Below are 14784 nucleotides of genomic sequence, written 5' to 3' on the forward strand. Positions count from 1 at the left end.
CCTAGAGATTTGGGGGTTTGTCTACCCGATCCCTCACTCACTTTACTGACCGTCAACTCTTCAAGCAAACAAATAATGTAAATGACGGCTCCATACAAATTCTAGAAAATAAAGTAGCCCTAGTAGTCAAATTAAAATTTTACCAATACTTCAGAAAAGTATTAGCAATTTAAAAATCCTTTCCTACTTTTTTTTCTTAATCTATTCTCTTACTTTTGCGGGTTGTGAAAAACAAGGAAGCACATAACGTAACTCAAATTTTCAGACAGGTTCTGGCCTCTGCTCTGCTGCTAGTGGTACTGTTGTCTTCGTGTTCCTTGAAAAGAGGTGTCAAGGTTTTATTTGACATTCCAATTAAAATGGAGCAAGCTGGTAGATCAGGCCAGTATATATCTTCTGTTGAGAACGGCAAGACTACTTTCATAGAATGTACCGATTTTCAAGTTTTTACTGCAAAAACTTATGATCAATCACTTTTAAAGGATCTTTCCCAATCAATTTTTATTAGCGTTGTTTTTTCTCTTTTTTTGTTGCCTTTTTTTAGGCTTAAGGAAGAACATATTTACAACCTACCACCACAGGGACGTAGCATTCCCAAGTACCTACTCTTTAGCAAGCTACTTTTTTACGATATACGATAATTTATTCTTCATTGTAGACATTGAAGAACGAGAACAGCTTTCTATTGTTCCTACTATTTTTGGTGTAGTGGACCATAGATTTCATAGTCTGTTTTCTCGTTCATTCATCTTTGTCTTCGATTCCTAAAATTAGTACAGGCTTTAAAAAGCTCAATGTTCTGGGCCATACCCATTTAAAATTTGGCCCATTTCATTCAAATAATCGTAAAAATAAAATCAATGACAAGAATTCTTGTATCAGTCATCGGCGCTGGAATATTCCTAGCCGGCTGCCAACCTTCTTTTGCTCAACAAGGTGAAAGTCCATTAAACACCTTGTGGGAGGAAGCTCAACGCTCCTATCCAGGTATAGAGGCTAGAAGAGCCTCTGTAGAATCATCCAAAATGGAAGAAAAATCCATTTTCGGCGAACGACTTCCACAACTACGGGCCCAAGCTCAAAACTCCTATGCTACCCATAAAGGAATTAGTGGCGCATTTTTCCCACAACCGGGACTATTTAATGTCGCTGGAGTCAATGGATGGAGTGGACCATCCTGGACCTTCAACTCTTATGTTTCTTCCACATTGGAATGGGAACTTTTTTCCTTTGGGAAATACAACTACAAATCTAAGGCGGCCAAATCCAATACACATCGTGTGGAGAGCGAACAGGATGCTTACCAGGTTCAACTTCAGAAAGAGCTTTCTCATCGGTATTTGAAATTACTTTATAACGAAGCCAAGTTAGAAACCAATCGGGACAACATTGATAGGCTAAATACCGTACGCGTAATTACTTCGGGATTGGCTATGGCCGGATTAAGATCGGCCGCTGATAGCTTGATGGCTTCCGCCTCTTACAATCAAGCGATAGGAACTAATGAAAATCTAAATGGACAAAAGCAGGCCGCCCTCATCCAGCTTTTGGAACTTACTAATGGAAAAGAAGCTAAATATCTCACTTCTCTCCTTCGATTTTTGAACCCATTGGAAATTTCCTTAACCGGAGCTACTAAAATCGATCCCACCCATCCACTTTTAACTACTCTTGAAGCACGTCAAAAAAGTTTAGATTATCGCGGAAAAAGTGAAGCAAGTGCTGCTTTGCCCTCCATAAATCTAATTGGAGGATATGCCTACCGTGGTGTGGGAATTGGAAATGAGGGTACGGTTTCAGATACGTGGAACGATGGTTTTTCCAACTCGGTGACCAATGGATTGGTAGGTGTGGGCCTTACCTGGAATATCTCTGACCTGTACACCCAAAAACAACGTTCTGGAAGTTTGAAGAAACAAGCTGAAAGTGAAGGTTACCGCTATAAACAATTAAAACAGCAAATGCAGGCGGAATTGACATCCATTCAAGATAAACTGTCGAGGCAATATGCGGAAGTAAAAAAAAACCGTGAGGCGCAACAACAAGCAAATAACGCTTACCAAATGTATTTATCACGATATAAAAGCGGATTAATGGATTTAAGCAATCTACTTCAAATCCAGATTATCCTGGAGCAGGCAGAAAATAAGCTTATAGATGCTGCCTTTTCCTTTTGGATGCTGAAGACTTCCGAAGCGGCATTGCTAGCCGATTTTTCACATTTGTTCAATAATCTATAAATAAAAAATAATGAATAATTTAATTCGATTTGCACTGCAAAAGCCCATCTCGATCATAGTTTCGATTCTAGCCATCGTTTTCTTTTCGGTCATTGCAGTCCAAAAAATAAACGTAGATATTTTCCCCGAAGTGGAATCCCCTGCTATTTACATTGCCATGCCCTATGGCGGACTTTCACCTGAATACATGGATGGTTTTATGGCCAACGAATTTCAAAAAATACTTCTATTTGTTAGTGGTGTAAAAGAAATGGATTTTAAAAGCATTCAAGGACTGACCTTAATGAAACTCACCTTTTATCCCGGAACGGATATGGCACAATCAGCTGCAGAGCTGTCTACCTCCGTCTCCCGGGCAATGGGTTTTCTTCCGGCAGGCGCAGTTCCTCCAATGGTTGTTCGCTTCGATGGAAGTTCACTCCCTGTGGGAAAACTGGTTTTTGAAAGTGAGCAACGCTCTATTAACGAAATTCAGACGGAAGTCATGACCAAAATCCGTCCGATGCTGGTAAATGTACCTGGAGTATCGGCACCCGCTCCTTTTGGTGGAAGTGCGCGAACGATTGTAGTCAATGCGGATCCTAACTTGCTCCGAGCTAATAACCTGAGCACTGAGGACGTAACCATTGCCATTGCCAAAAGTAATTTGCCTTCTCCTGCAGGAAATTTTAGGATTGGCAATAAAAACATGATGGCTCCTATAAATTCACTTTCCAAAGGACCGGAAGAGTTTCTGAATACTCCTATTAAGAAGGTTGCTGGCCGCACGATTTACGTACGTGACGTTGCCCACGTACAGGACGAGGCTGATATGACTTATGGTTACGCCATGGTAAACGGAAAACGGTCTGTTTATCTCCCTGTAATTAAAAAATCAGATGCCTCTACATTAGATGCGGTGCAAAACGTAAAAGCCAGTTTAAAAGATTTTGAGCATATGTTGCCAGAAGATATGAGCGTTCGCTATGAGTTTGACCAATCCAAATACATTCAAACTTCCTTGACCAATCTACAAATATCCGGTCTTTTGGGAGCCATTTTGACAGGACTGGTGGTCTTACTTTTCTTAGGGGATTTACGTGGTGCACTAATCGTAGTGCTTACCATCCCCATTTCACTAATGGCAGCAGTATCCGTACTCTATCTCATGGGCCAGACGCTGAACATCATGACATTGAGCGGCTTGGCACTTTCCATCGGAATTTTAGTGGACGAAGCTACAGTTACCATAGAAAATATCCATCAACATTTAGAAGTAGGAAAGCAAAAGCAGCGGGCAATTTTGGATGCCCTTTTTGAAATCTCCATTCCGAAGTTGTTGATTCTATTAAGTATTTTGGCTGTATTGACACCCACGCTTATTATGACGGGAATTTCAAAAGATATGTTCCTGCCATTATCCTTGGCGGTGGCATTTGCGATGATCGCTTCCTTTATTTCCTCCCAGACATTTGTACCAATTTTAGCGAATTGGATGATTAAAGCACCCAGCAATCCAGTACAAATCTCTAAACGGAAACGCGCGTTTTTCGACAAAATTAGAGTACGGTATTCCTTTACACTTAGAAGATGGTTTCCACGTTCACTTCCATTGTTTTTTATATATCTAATCACCTCTGGGGCCATTGTAGTATTCCTTATAAACAGGGTTGGAACAGACGTGATGCCCAACTCCAATAGTGGCGACTTTCAATTGAGGATACAAGCTCCTGCTGGAGACCGTTTGGAGAAAACGGAGGAATTGTATAACAATGTGATTGCTGATATTAACAACCTACTACCTGAGGGTGCCGTCTCGATCACTTCTGGTTTTGTAGGTCCACAATCACCTAATAGCCCTATTAATCCAATATTCTTATTTACAAGCTCCTCGGACCAAGCGGTTCTTGAAGTTTCTATAAATCAGGAAATTTATTCTGGATCGATGGATGAAATCCGTGAGAAGCTTAGAGGAATTGTTGCCCATAAATACCCTGAAGCATCTATCAACTTCGAGCCTATGGAACTTACAGAAAAAATTATGGGGCAAGGTGCAATGACCCCTATCGAAATCAAAGTTGGGGCACGACAATTAAAACAAGCTGCCGGCTTTGCCAACCAGATCAAAGCCCATTTAAGCAAAGTAGATTTTCTACGAGACATTCGGATTGCCGAACAAATAGACTATCCCGTCCTAAATATCGATATCGATAGGGATCTAGCGGGACAATTTGATTTAGGCGTGGATGACATCAGTCGAAATTTGGTGGCAGCTACCTCTTCCACACGTTTCACCAATAAAAACCTGTGGATTGATCCACGATCTGGATTGCCATTTCAAACACAGGTGGAAATCCCTTATGCTGATATGCTTACGGAATCCCAACTTCGATCGATGCCTGTAAAAAAAGGAAGTAGTCATCCGGTTTTGGAGGATGTGGCAAACATTCGTCATTCCACCGCACCTGCACAGGTCAACAGAAAAGGCCCAAATCGGTATGTTACTTTAATTGCCAACATTCATAATAAAGATTTGGGGTCCGCTTCAGCGGCAGTCAAAGAAGCCATTGAACAAGCGGGGGAACCACCTCGTGGGGTAACAGTATGGACGGAAGGCACTATGAATTTACTGGATGAAACCATGAGCAGTTTGATGTCAGGTTTAGCAGTAGCCCTTATCGCCATATTCCTGATGATGGCAGCCTATTACCAATCCTTTAAAGTACCCATTGTAATTTTATCCGTGGCACCAGCAGTATTTGCTGGAAGTTTATTGCTGCTGTTTATAACCGGAAGCACTCTCAACTTACAATCCTATATGGGGATCATTATGGCCATTGGGGTATCAGTATCCAACACAATTTTATTGGTAGACCAGGGTGAATTTTATCGTAAAAAGTCATTGCTGAAGCCTTCAAATTCAGCCCGTTTGGCATCCGCATCACGTTTAAGACCCATTTTGATGACTGCTGCGGCGATGTTTGCGGGGATGCTTCCAATGGCTATTGGCATTGGCGAAGGATCCGAGCAGGCAGCACCTTTGGGAAGAGCGGTAATTGGTGGATTAATTGGCTCATCGATTACTATTTTATTGCTCATCCCTCATTTTTATTCTTCTGTTATGTCCCGTTCCACTGTAAGAAGTGTTTCGTTGGATCCGGACGATCAAAACAGTGAGTATTATTTAAAAATAAAAAAATAACCATAATCAATATTATCATGAATTATAATTTTCAATCTATAAAATCACTAAGCTTTCTAGCTATTTTTTCCTCTTTAACCCTTGCTTCCTGTTCCGATTCAGAACCGGGACACAACCCTAGTACAGACATTGCCCAGAACCTTGGGGAACAAGAAATAGTTGTTAAACCAATTTTGCAAATGCACCCTGATTATAAACTTGCGGTCTCTGGCGAATTAGCGCCAGCTGAGCAAGTCTCTCTATATGCCAAGGTAAACGGGTTTGTAAAAAGCTTACATGTAGACATAGGCGATTCGGTAAAGAAAGGCCAACTACTGGCGGTGTTAGAAGCCCCAGAAATGGATCAACGATTAATAGCGGACCAATCATCGGAACAGAAACTCCATAGTGATTATCTATATGCCCAACAAAATTTGGATAGATTGCTAGAAGCGGCCAAAACCGAAGGTGCTGTAGCTGCCATTGAATTGGACCGTGCAAAAAGTGCAATGAACAGTGCAAAATCAGCATACGAATCCTCCAAGGCACAAACAGGACACAGTGCCCAAATGCAGAAATACCTTCAGGTAGTTGCTCCCTTTAATGGGGTGATCACCGAACGCAATGTATCTGAGGGCGCTTTGGTGGGTCCAGGTTCAGGTCAGCCCATTTTTCGTCTTTCCGATGAGCAAAATTTAAAATTAAAATTAGCGCTACCCGAGAAGCATGCTGCTTCCATTAACAATGATATGGAAGTTTCCTTCACGGTAAATTCTCAACCTGGGAAGCAATATGGCGCCAGTCTTTCTCGTAGTTCAAAAATGATTAATTCACAAAACCGGTCGGTAACTTTGGAGTTTGATGTAAAGAATTTAGATGAAAACCTGAACGGTGGGGAATATGCACAAGTTCAATTGAATTTAAAGCGCCAACACCCTACGTTTTGGGTTTCTCCAAAAAGTATATTAAGGACACAGTCTGGATTATTTGTGTTAACCAAAAACCAGAATGACATCCAACGCATTTCCATAAAGGAAGGAATTCGAATGGATACGGTTACGGAGGTTTTTGGGGAATTGAAAGCCGATGATTTAATAGTTTTACGACCAACAGAGCAGATGAAATAAGTCTTTTCAATTAGATTTGTCCAAAAACCAGAACAGATTATATTAAAAATAATAATTAAACACTTGCAAATGTCCTTTTGCAAGTGTTTTTCATTTATGGCAAACTGATATTCTATTGTAAATATCAACACCTCTCTTCAACGTTTCAGATTGCAATCAAATACTGGCCTACTGCTTGGGTTTTCCTATAAAAATCTGCGTAAAAAACACCAAGCTCAAAACCTCCTATCGAAATCGGAGCTATTACATATAATCATATTGAAAGTTGCATAGAAACATAAGCCCCCATCCAACAAGCAATTCCAATAAAATTCTTGATTATCTCTATATAGGTAAGTTCTATAAAGTGGTATAGCTATCGAAATCAGCTTTCATGGGATCGACAACTAAAAAGAATCTTCCAAACTAAACAATAAGATAGAAAACTCTAGGTAAAGATATTATGAGTATTATAATAAAATGCTCAACAGTGTGAAAAGGCAATTGTCCTTTTACTACACCATTGAGCATCAATTTATATATTAATTTATGTATTTGCATAATTAGGAGTCAACGGTACTTAATGCCTTTTTTCGCTGTATTAAGTCGGTAATAGCATCCCAAAGTCCAATCCGTTTTTCCAAAGCTTGTTTAGCAATATTTAACGCTTCTTCCCACTTGTGATCATCCTCACCGCATAATTCGGCAATCATCTTAAGGGATAATGGACCGTGTTCGTCACCATCCAATTCTATATGACGCTCAAGGTAATAAGTTAATTTAGGATAAAGCTTGTTATCAGAGTCGGAACCTTTAAGGATTTCCATGAACATATCAGGAATTACGTCCTCTCTCCCAAAAGTAAATGCTGATGCCACCACGTGTGGCTTCTTCGTCTCAATAATTAAAAAAGAAAATCTTACGAAATCTACAACGCGTTCGTCTACCTCAATCATATTAAGGGCTTCGTCAATAGCATTTCCTGACTCCAAAAGCTTTATAAATTTGTTAATCTCATTAGTATTCCCACCTACCTGCAACATGGCATCTAAATACATTTCAAAATGACTTTTGGATTCTCCCAATTCATTAATGTCACTTTCTTCCCCGTGCACGATTTCATTTATAAACCTGGATAAGGATGCATTCTTAGGGGGTGTCCAAGGAATTTCAACACAGGTTAGGCTTATTTGAAGACTTTTCAAGAGCGACATAAAATCCCATACGGCAAATACGTGATTTTCCATAAAGATTTTTATATCATCAAGACTGTTTATATTGCTATACAATTGATGATTTTTCAATTGATTTCTTAAATCCAAAATCTCCCTTTCAATATGCGCTATTCTATTCATCTTATATTCTGTAATTTTTAATATTGACACCTATAATAAGTCTTTTCGGACACCTACTTATTTTTTTTGCAAATGTAATTATATTTTGGAATGGCACTATAGCCTATCCCAACTATATAATCCGCGGTTATTGGCCATACAAGCGGGTTACTTTAAATTTAACCTAGCTCCCCAAAACTACTATCACTACTCTATAATTTTGATGTCGATCGAGGTTCTTGATTGCCACCCTGTTTGATCTGTAACAGAAAAACTACAGTGATAATCTCCTGGATCTACATCATTAGGAACGGTTATTTGTACTTTTATTTCATATGTGGTCAATGAATTATCTATAGGATAGTTTTCCATAAAAAGAAATGGGGTATCCGCTTTCTTTATGGGATCGAGCTCACATAGTGCTCCTTGGTCATCATGGGTATGATGATCAAAGTTATGGTGGATGCCAAGGCTATAAGACGCCAATGCAAAATTATCGGTGGCTCTTGCCTTAAAAGTGTAAGTTTCTCCTCTAACCAATTCCGTGCAAGGTTTGGGAAACCCCTCCTCATAATCCACCGATATTGTTGGCTTTTGATCGTCAATTTCCGAGCTCGTGCCATCATTGCAGGAAACGAAAAAGATCATTGCGATGAAAAAGAAATATTTGTATGCTCTAAAACTCATATCTAAGGATTTAATACGCATAGCCGGCTAGCCGGCTATGCGGTATGATTATTTATTTTGTTACCTGTAAATGACTATCAATCTTTTTTGAATTTCCATCCTCGTCCTTAACGGTAATGGTCATGTGATATTCTCCGCTAGGTGCAGTGGTGGGAACATCGATATGTTTATGAAATTCAGCGGTGGTCAGTCCGTGAAACCCTTCCGAAAACACCTCCTTATAGTGCCAAGTAGTTTCTCCTTCAGTTGGTACAATTCCATGCGAATGAATATCAACAGTGATATTGTGAATACCATTAATCGCATCGATCTTAAATTCCGCGTGAAAGTCACTCCCTCTTTGAACACTAGTGTCTATAGAAATGTCACTTAATGCAATGGGGTGTAAAATTTGAAGGTGACCTTCTACCTCCGTTTTATTTCCTAGCTCATCCGTTACGGTCAGCATAATGTGATACTCGCCCGTGGGGATATTGTTTGGGACATCCACGTGTTCATGGAATACGGGGTTTTTTACAAGGTATTTCTCATTGGAGTAGACCTTTTCAAAATCCCACACCACTTCATCCTCGCCGGGTGTTAAATCATGGGCGTGAATGGATAGGGTAATACTACTAACGCTAGATTCGGCAATAATTTCTGCTTCCAAATGAATATCCGATCCCATATAGGCAATTTGCTCTGTGGAATGGGCACTTCCTTCCCCGTATTCAAAATTTGAGATTACTGGGGCATTTACTGTAACATTGTCATCATCACTACTACAAGAATGTAAAAGGAGTCCTAGGAACAGGATTGATGCCACTAATTTGAAATTTGTCCTTAAAATGTTTGTCTTCATGGTTTTGATTTTAATTGATTTATAATTATTAATGTTTATTAAAAAGGGACCGTTATGGACAGGGATAGGTTTCTCCCGGCTTCGGGAACATCTATCAACCGGTAATAACTGGTATGGTCGTAATATTTAGTGTGGAATATATTGTTCAGTTTTATTTTCATTTGAATCGGCATATCCTTTTCGAACCCATTGATGTCGGTTAAGAAGGTGATGTTCATTATTTGATGCCCCTCCGTCTTTTTCTCAGGGGGTATAATTTTATTCTGGGAGGCGGTCATTCTAAAATCGGTCATCAAGCTCGGGGACTTTAAAAAAGCTAGATCACTAAACTGGTAATTGGCCGAGAGTACAGCAGATAAGGGTGGGGAAAAAGGCAGAGTAAAACCTTTTTTAGGGCCCTTCGTCTGTTTGGATTGTACATATTCCAATGACGCTTCCATCTGCAGGTCTTTTGTTATGCCCATCCCTGCCCAAAGTTCCCCACCATATCGGAGCACCTTGGTCTGGGTGTATTCGTAAATCTGAAGAGTCTCGTAAAAACTGGAGGTCGGATTCAGATAAATATAGTTTTCAAAATGATTTGCAAAAGGACTAAACCCCATGGAAAACTGCGATTTTTTATGGGACACCTCTAAATCCAATTGATAGGATACCTCTGGTTTTAAATCCAGATTCCCCTTTTCATAGCGGTACATGTGATAATTTAAGCCATCAGAAGCCAATTCATTAGACAAAGGCATTCTAAAACTTTTTCCTAAGTTTACCTTAAAGGTGGTATTGCCCATAAGGTAACTAACCCCTGCGGAGGCACTGATATTCCCAAAATCCATTATTTTATTTTGAGCTCGTTGCAAGTGCACATATGAGGTAGTCCCATCTGGGTTGTTTTTTTTAGTAGGATACCAGTCGTAATAGGATATGACCGCCATACGGCCATAATCATAGCGTATACCACCTAGGACATGTAATTGCGGGTGAACCTCAAATTGGCTGTATGCAAAAGCACCCATAGTGAGACGGTTGTAGGCTGGTATTAAATACCCCCATCCTCCTATTCTGTTGTATTGCAGCTCTGCATTAGTTCCCAGTACAATGTTCCACTGCTCGTTGGGCTTAACGTCACCCCTAAGGTTAAGCGTATAGGTGTTTTTATTAAATACCCGCTCAAGGCTGTTGGGAGGTTTAGGCATATAGCCATGGGGAACCGGTTCTGAATGTTCTCTTCTGTGATTATTTTGAAAGCCCAGATCAAGATGAAGCGTATGGTTGCCATTGGTAAAGGAGGTATTGTTCATGATTTTAAAATGATTAACCTCATGAAAGGGAAGATCGATATCCCTATTGGAGTGATCATAGTCAATTTTGGAAGTCCTGACTTCCAAACCATGGGCATTGGCAAAAAAGCCGTTCTTAGCGTTTACGTTACTAAAAAAGGTTTCTGATTTTAGGTTTTCTGAAGCATATCCAACACTAAGGCTTGCATTAGCTTCCCTTCCGGCAGTGTTTCTTAAATTATTATCATATAGCTCAAAAATGTAACTATCGTAATTGATCCTATCCGTAGGCACCTTATAATCTCCATAGTCCCTATAGGTAAAGCGTCCGCGGTAAAACCATTTATCCTTTCTTGCTTTAATACCGGCAGAAACACCAAATAGGCTATTATTGCTTTCTCCCAGAATATTCACCTCACCATCCAGGGAGTTTTTAAGGGGAATTCCATTAGGTCTAATATCCAACACACCGGCAATGGCATCAGAACCATAAACCAAAGACGCTGGTCCTTTAATTATCTGTATGTTTTCAATACCGTACTGGTCTATTTCCAAACCATGGTCATGGCCCCATTGTTGAGCTTCATGTTTTACACCATTTTGAACAACTACCACCCTATTGAATCCCAGGCCCCTTATAACGGGCTTGGATTGGCCAGAACCAATTGTGATAGTGCTAACTCCAGGAATCTTTTCCAGGGTCTGCATGAGGCTGTTTTCCCTATTCCTATCTAGAAAGTCTTTTGTAACCAAATGAGAGATTGTAGGAGCTTCCTTGTCTAATCTTCGCTTAGATTTTCCATATACTGCAACTCCCTCCAGGGACATGGAAGATTCATTTAAATAAACCTGGATGTGATCTAAATCTGATCCCGCTGTCACGCTCACTGTTTTAGGAGAATAGCCCAGATGGGTAACTGTAAATGTATAGGTGCCTTGAGGGACATCTTTCATTATAAACTCACCCGTAACAGATGAAATGGAAAATAGAGTTTCACCAATTATATTGGCACCTTCAATTGGTTCTAAGGTGTTGGCATTTCTCACAAACCCTTTTATTTCAAAGGTGTCTTGCGAATACATCATGGACCATAGGCTAAAGATTAGCCATACGCCCAATATTTTATAAAGCATAATTAAGGCACTATTTTAACTTGAATATTTGTCCTAAGAAACGGACCACGATAAAAAGCTATACAGATGGTATTAAGGGAGTTGACTAATGTTATGTTAGTCAGCCTACTAGAAACCTAATAAGTAGAGGTATTAATGCCGAATTGCCATTAGATATCAATTATATCAACTCATGATAAGTAATCGATGCGTACACGCATACCATATCACGCACTAAATAATTAAAATTATAATGTAAAGCCCTTAATAAAGATTGCTGTATAGAAAAGTCTACTATAGTAGGAAAGGCGGGGGACGCGAGAATAGGTGATAAGATACTGTAGCACTTGAAGCATTAAAGCTGTAGTTAGTAGCTACTTCATTCTGAACAATAAATTCAGTGTTTTCAATATTGAAATCGAGGTCACTTGGCGTAAGTGCCGCCGTTAAACTATGTGAATTAACATTGTTACAGATTATACAGTGTAAGGCATGATTGTTATCGTCCGTATGTGTCAATGAATGTAAGCCCGCCACTTTCATTGAGAGGAAAATGGTCAGGAACAGAATACTGACATTATTTTTAAAACGACTACTTTTCATGAAAGGCAAACATAATGAATTATACGAATCCCCATGTTAAATTAAACTTAACAAAATGTTCTGCCCATTTAATTAAAGATTTCTACCTGGTTAAATTTTACGGTCGCTAATCAACAACTTTCTGTTTTAGGCCCCGGTGTTTAATTTTATCAGAACTATTTCAATTCCCATTAAATTGACAGGTTTAGTCTATCAAACGGGAAAATCGAGTTTTTGAAATGAGCCGCTTCTTTTCAAATTTACCGCTGCATAAATAAATCAGTTGGAATAACTATATCCCTCTATTCTTTATATGATTTTCTAAAGTCTATCGGTGTAATTGCCGTATAATTTTTAAAGACCTTAGAAAAATGAGCGTATTCTCTATACCCTAGTACTTCTGAAATTACATTTAAACTATCATTGCTATGCACTAAGAGTCTTTTGGCTTCAAGAATTATACGTTCTGTAATTAACTGTGTCGTTGTTTTATTCAACACTGCTTTTAATACGCGATTCAAATGCTTCGTAGAGATATGAAGCTTTTCGGCATAGAAACTTGCAGACTTTTGGGACAGGTAATATTGTTCAACCAGACTCTCTAACTCTCCTACGATGACTAAATACCGTACCGATTCCTGAAATTTTAACTGATCATCTTCCAGATACAGTCTAGTCAAATCGATATACAGCAACTGAATGAGACTTACTAATTTCAGTCTTTTCATAAGCTGATCACTTGAGTATTCATCATTGATTTCCCTAAACCTTGAAACTAATTTATGAAGGTTACTTGCATTAAGCTTAATCAAAGGAACATTATTTGGAGAACCATAAAATGGTAATTGAAATAGTTTAATGTCGGTTAATTGAACTTCATAAAATTCTCGTGAATGAAAGAAAATATACCCCTTTGGTATACTAGTGAATTGCCAAAAATGCGATTGACCGGGTCTAAGAAAGAATACGCTTCCCTTTTCTATAGGATAGGATTCAAAATCTATTTCGTGCGTCCCAGTTCCCTCTGTAAATAAGACACACAGAAAAAAATTATGCTTATGAGGTTTATTGAAATGTTTTTCATTTCTTCTAAGATGATCTTCAATGGTATTGCTGTAGATATCATGCAGTGATACGTTCTGCTCAAATTGATCGATACCCAGCACGGGAATATGTTTCATAGCAACTAAGTATGTCCCAAATGTACAAATATTGGGGTGAATCCTCCATCGATACCTACCAAATACACACTTAATTTTGCGTCTCAACAATTCCATACAGAATGAACTTTTTCAATGCCTTAAAAGGTAAGTGTCCAAATTGTCAGCAGGGGCAAATTTTTAACACCAAAGGGAATCCAGTCTTATTTAGAATGCCATCTATGGGAAAAAGATGCAAATTATGTGACTACAAATTTGAGGTAGAACCCGGATTCTTTTTCGGCGCAATGTATGTGAGCTATGCAATAGCTTGTGCACAAATGATTACCTGTTTTGTCATTACCTGGGTATTCCTTGATCTTCCTATTCTTGTTACATTTTTCATTGTAGCGGCCATTGCTATTCTTAGCAGTTCCATAAACTTCAGATTATCGAGAATAATTTGGATGTATATGTTTTATAAAAAACGATAGGAGTAGTCTAAATAGGAAATATTTGGTGATTTTATTTACAGATTAATACAACCTTTTTACAATGATACTTATGCCAATGAAGTAAGATATATAAGTAATAGCGAGTCAATAAAAACCCGTAATTTTGTAAATGGAATGATTATTGCTTAAACCTTTTGAGAATAATATTGTCCAACCAGTAGGTCCATAGTTCAATTAGTCGCCATCCATATGAAATTGCTAATAAATTTTATCTCCTTTTTTAAAAAGGAACCTTCATTGTCTAAAAAAGAGCGTTTAAAAAATCTTAAGACCCTTATCAATTCATCAGAAAATCAACAATTAGCTTTTCTATCAACTTCACCTTGTGATTTGAAGCAACCTAAGGCAGCAGCCACCACTGAAAAGGAATTTCTTAAATCCGTTGCCAGCTTTATGAATTCAGGCGGGGGGAATCTATTAATAGGGGTTGATAAAGGAGGTGCAATAATTGGTTTGGAAAACGGTGGGCAACGTTTTAAAAAAAGTGACAGGAAAAGATTTTCCGATTATATTGGACAACTGATCTCAGATAAACTTGGCCCTCAATTCTGTTCGCTAACCAGTTATCACTTTTATAAATTAGACAAGAAACATATCTGTCAAATAGAGATAAGCAAAAGTGATATTCCCGTCTACGTCCCTATCAATAGCTCTTATCATATGTACATACGGGTAGGAGATATAATCCGTAATTTAAATTTACATGAGATGTTGGAGTATATTGAATCTCGGTATTAAGGTAATAGCTACGCTTTTCTTCTGACAGTTAAGAGTTTCTGTAGGCATTTAAACT

The 14784-nt window shown here is 38.8% G+C and carries 11 protein-coding genes; 6 read left to right on the plus strand and 5 right to left on the minus strand.

Going from position 1 to position 14784, the window contains the following annotated elements:
- Positions 1–224: 224 nt before the first annotated feature.
- From F1E73_RS14815 to F1E73_RS14830, 4 genes are all read left to right on the plus strand, one after another.
- Complete coding sequence (locus F1E73_RS14815; RefSeq protein WP_150452350.1) at positions 225–641, plus strand: hypothetical protein; 417 nt, start codon at positions 225–227, stop codon at positions 639–641.
- Positions 642–860: 219 nt separating this feature from the next.
- On the plus strand, positions 861–2240 hold the full coding sequence (locus F1E73_RS14820; protein ID WP_150452351.1) for a TolC family protein: 1380 nt from the start codon (positions 861–863) through the stop codon (positions 2238–2240).
- Between the two features lie 10 nt (positions 2241–2250).
- Complete coding sequence (locus F1E73_RS14825; RefSeq protein ID WP_150452352.1) at positions 2251–5421, plus strand: efflux RND transporter permease subunit; 3171 nt, start codon at positions 2251–2253, stop codon at positions 5419–5421.
- Between the two features lie 17 nt (positions 5422–5438).
- Positions 5439–6527, plus strand: coding sequence for an efflux RND transporter periplasmic adaptor subunit (locus F1E73_RS14830; protein WP_150452353.1), 1089 nt, complete (start codon positions 5439–5441; stop codon positions 6525–6527).
- Between the two features lie 542 nt (positions 6528–7069).
- Here F1E73_RS14830 and F1E73_RS14835 read toward each other — a convergent pair.
- From F1E73_RS14835 to F1E73_RS14855, 5 genes are all read right to left on the minus strand, one after another.
- Positions 7070–7861, minus strand: a complete 792-nt coding sequence (locus tag F1E73_RS14835; protein WP_150452354.1) for a DUF3050 domain-containing protein — start codon at positions 7859–7861, stop codon at positions 7070–7072.
- A gap of 186 nt (positions 7862–8047) precedes the next feature.
- Positions 8048–8527, minus strand: a complete 480-nt coding sequence (locus F1E73_RS14840) for a DUF4625 domain-containing protein (RefSeq protein WP_150452355.1) — start codon at positions 8525–8527, stop codon at positions 8048–8050.
- Positions 8528–8579: 52 nt separating this feature from the next.
- Positions 8580–9368: a DUF4625 domain-containing protein gene (locus F1E73_RS14845; RefSeq protein WP_150452356.1), complete on the minus strand. Its 789-nt coding sequence runs from the start codon at positions 9366–9368 to the stop codon at positions 8580–8582.
- Between the two features lie 38 nt (positions 9369–9406).
- A complete protein-coding gene (locus F1E73_RS14850) occupies positions 9407–11776 on the minus strand; it encodes a TonB-dependent receptor (RefSeq protein WP_150452357.1) in 2370 nt (789 codons plus the stop codon).
- Between the two features lie 863 nt (positions 11777–12639).
- Positions 12640–13518 carry a helix-turn-helix domain-containing protein gene (locus tag F1E73_RS14855; protein WP_150452358.1) on the minus strand — a complete coding sequence of 293 codons (879 nt, stop codon included), beginning with the start codon at positions 13516–13518 and terminating at the stop codon, positions 12640–12642.
- 200 nt (positions 13519–13718) lie between these two features.
- Between F1E73_RS14855 and F1E73_RS14860 the strand changes: the two genes are divergently transcribed.
- Both F1E73_RS14860 and F1E73_RS14865 read left to right on the plus strand, forming a co-directional pair.
- Complete coding sequence (locus F1E73_RS14860) at positions 13719–13970, plus strand: DUF983 domain-containing protein (protein ID WP_223883456.1); 252 nt, start codon at positions 13719–13721, stop codon at positions 13968–13970.
- A 258-nt stretch (positions 13971–14228) separates the two neighbouring features.
- A complete protein-coding gene (locus F1E73_RS14865) occupies positions 14229–14729 on the plus strand; it encodes an AlbA family DNA-binding domain-containing protein (RefSeq protein WP_191089029.1) in 501 nt (166 codons plus the stop codon).
- Positions 14730–14784 lie beyond the last annotated feature (55 nt).

Source organism: Arenibacter lacus (assembly GCF_008711145.1).
GTDB lineage: Bacteria > Bacteroidota > Bacteroidia > Flavobacteriales > Flavobacteriaceae > Arenibacter > Arenibacter amylolyticus.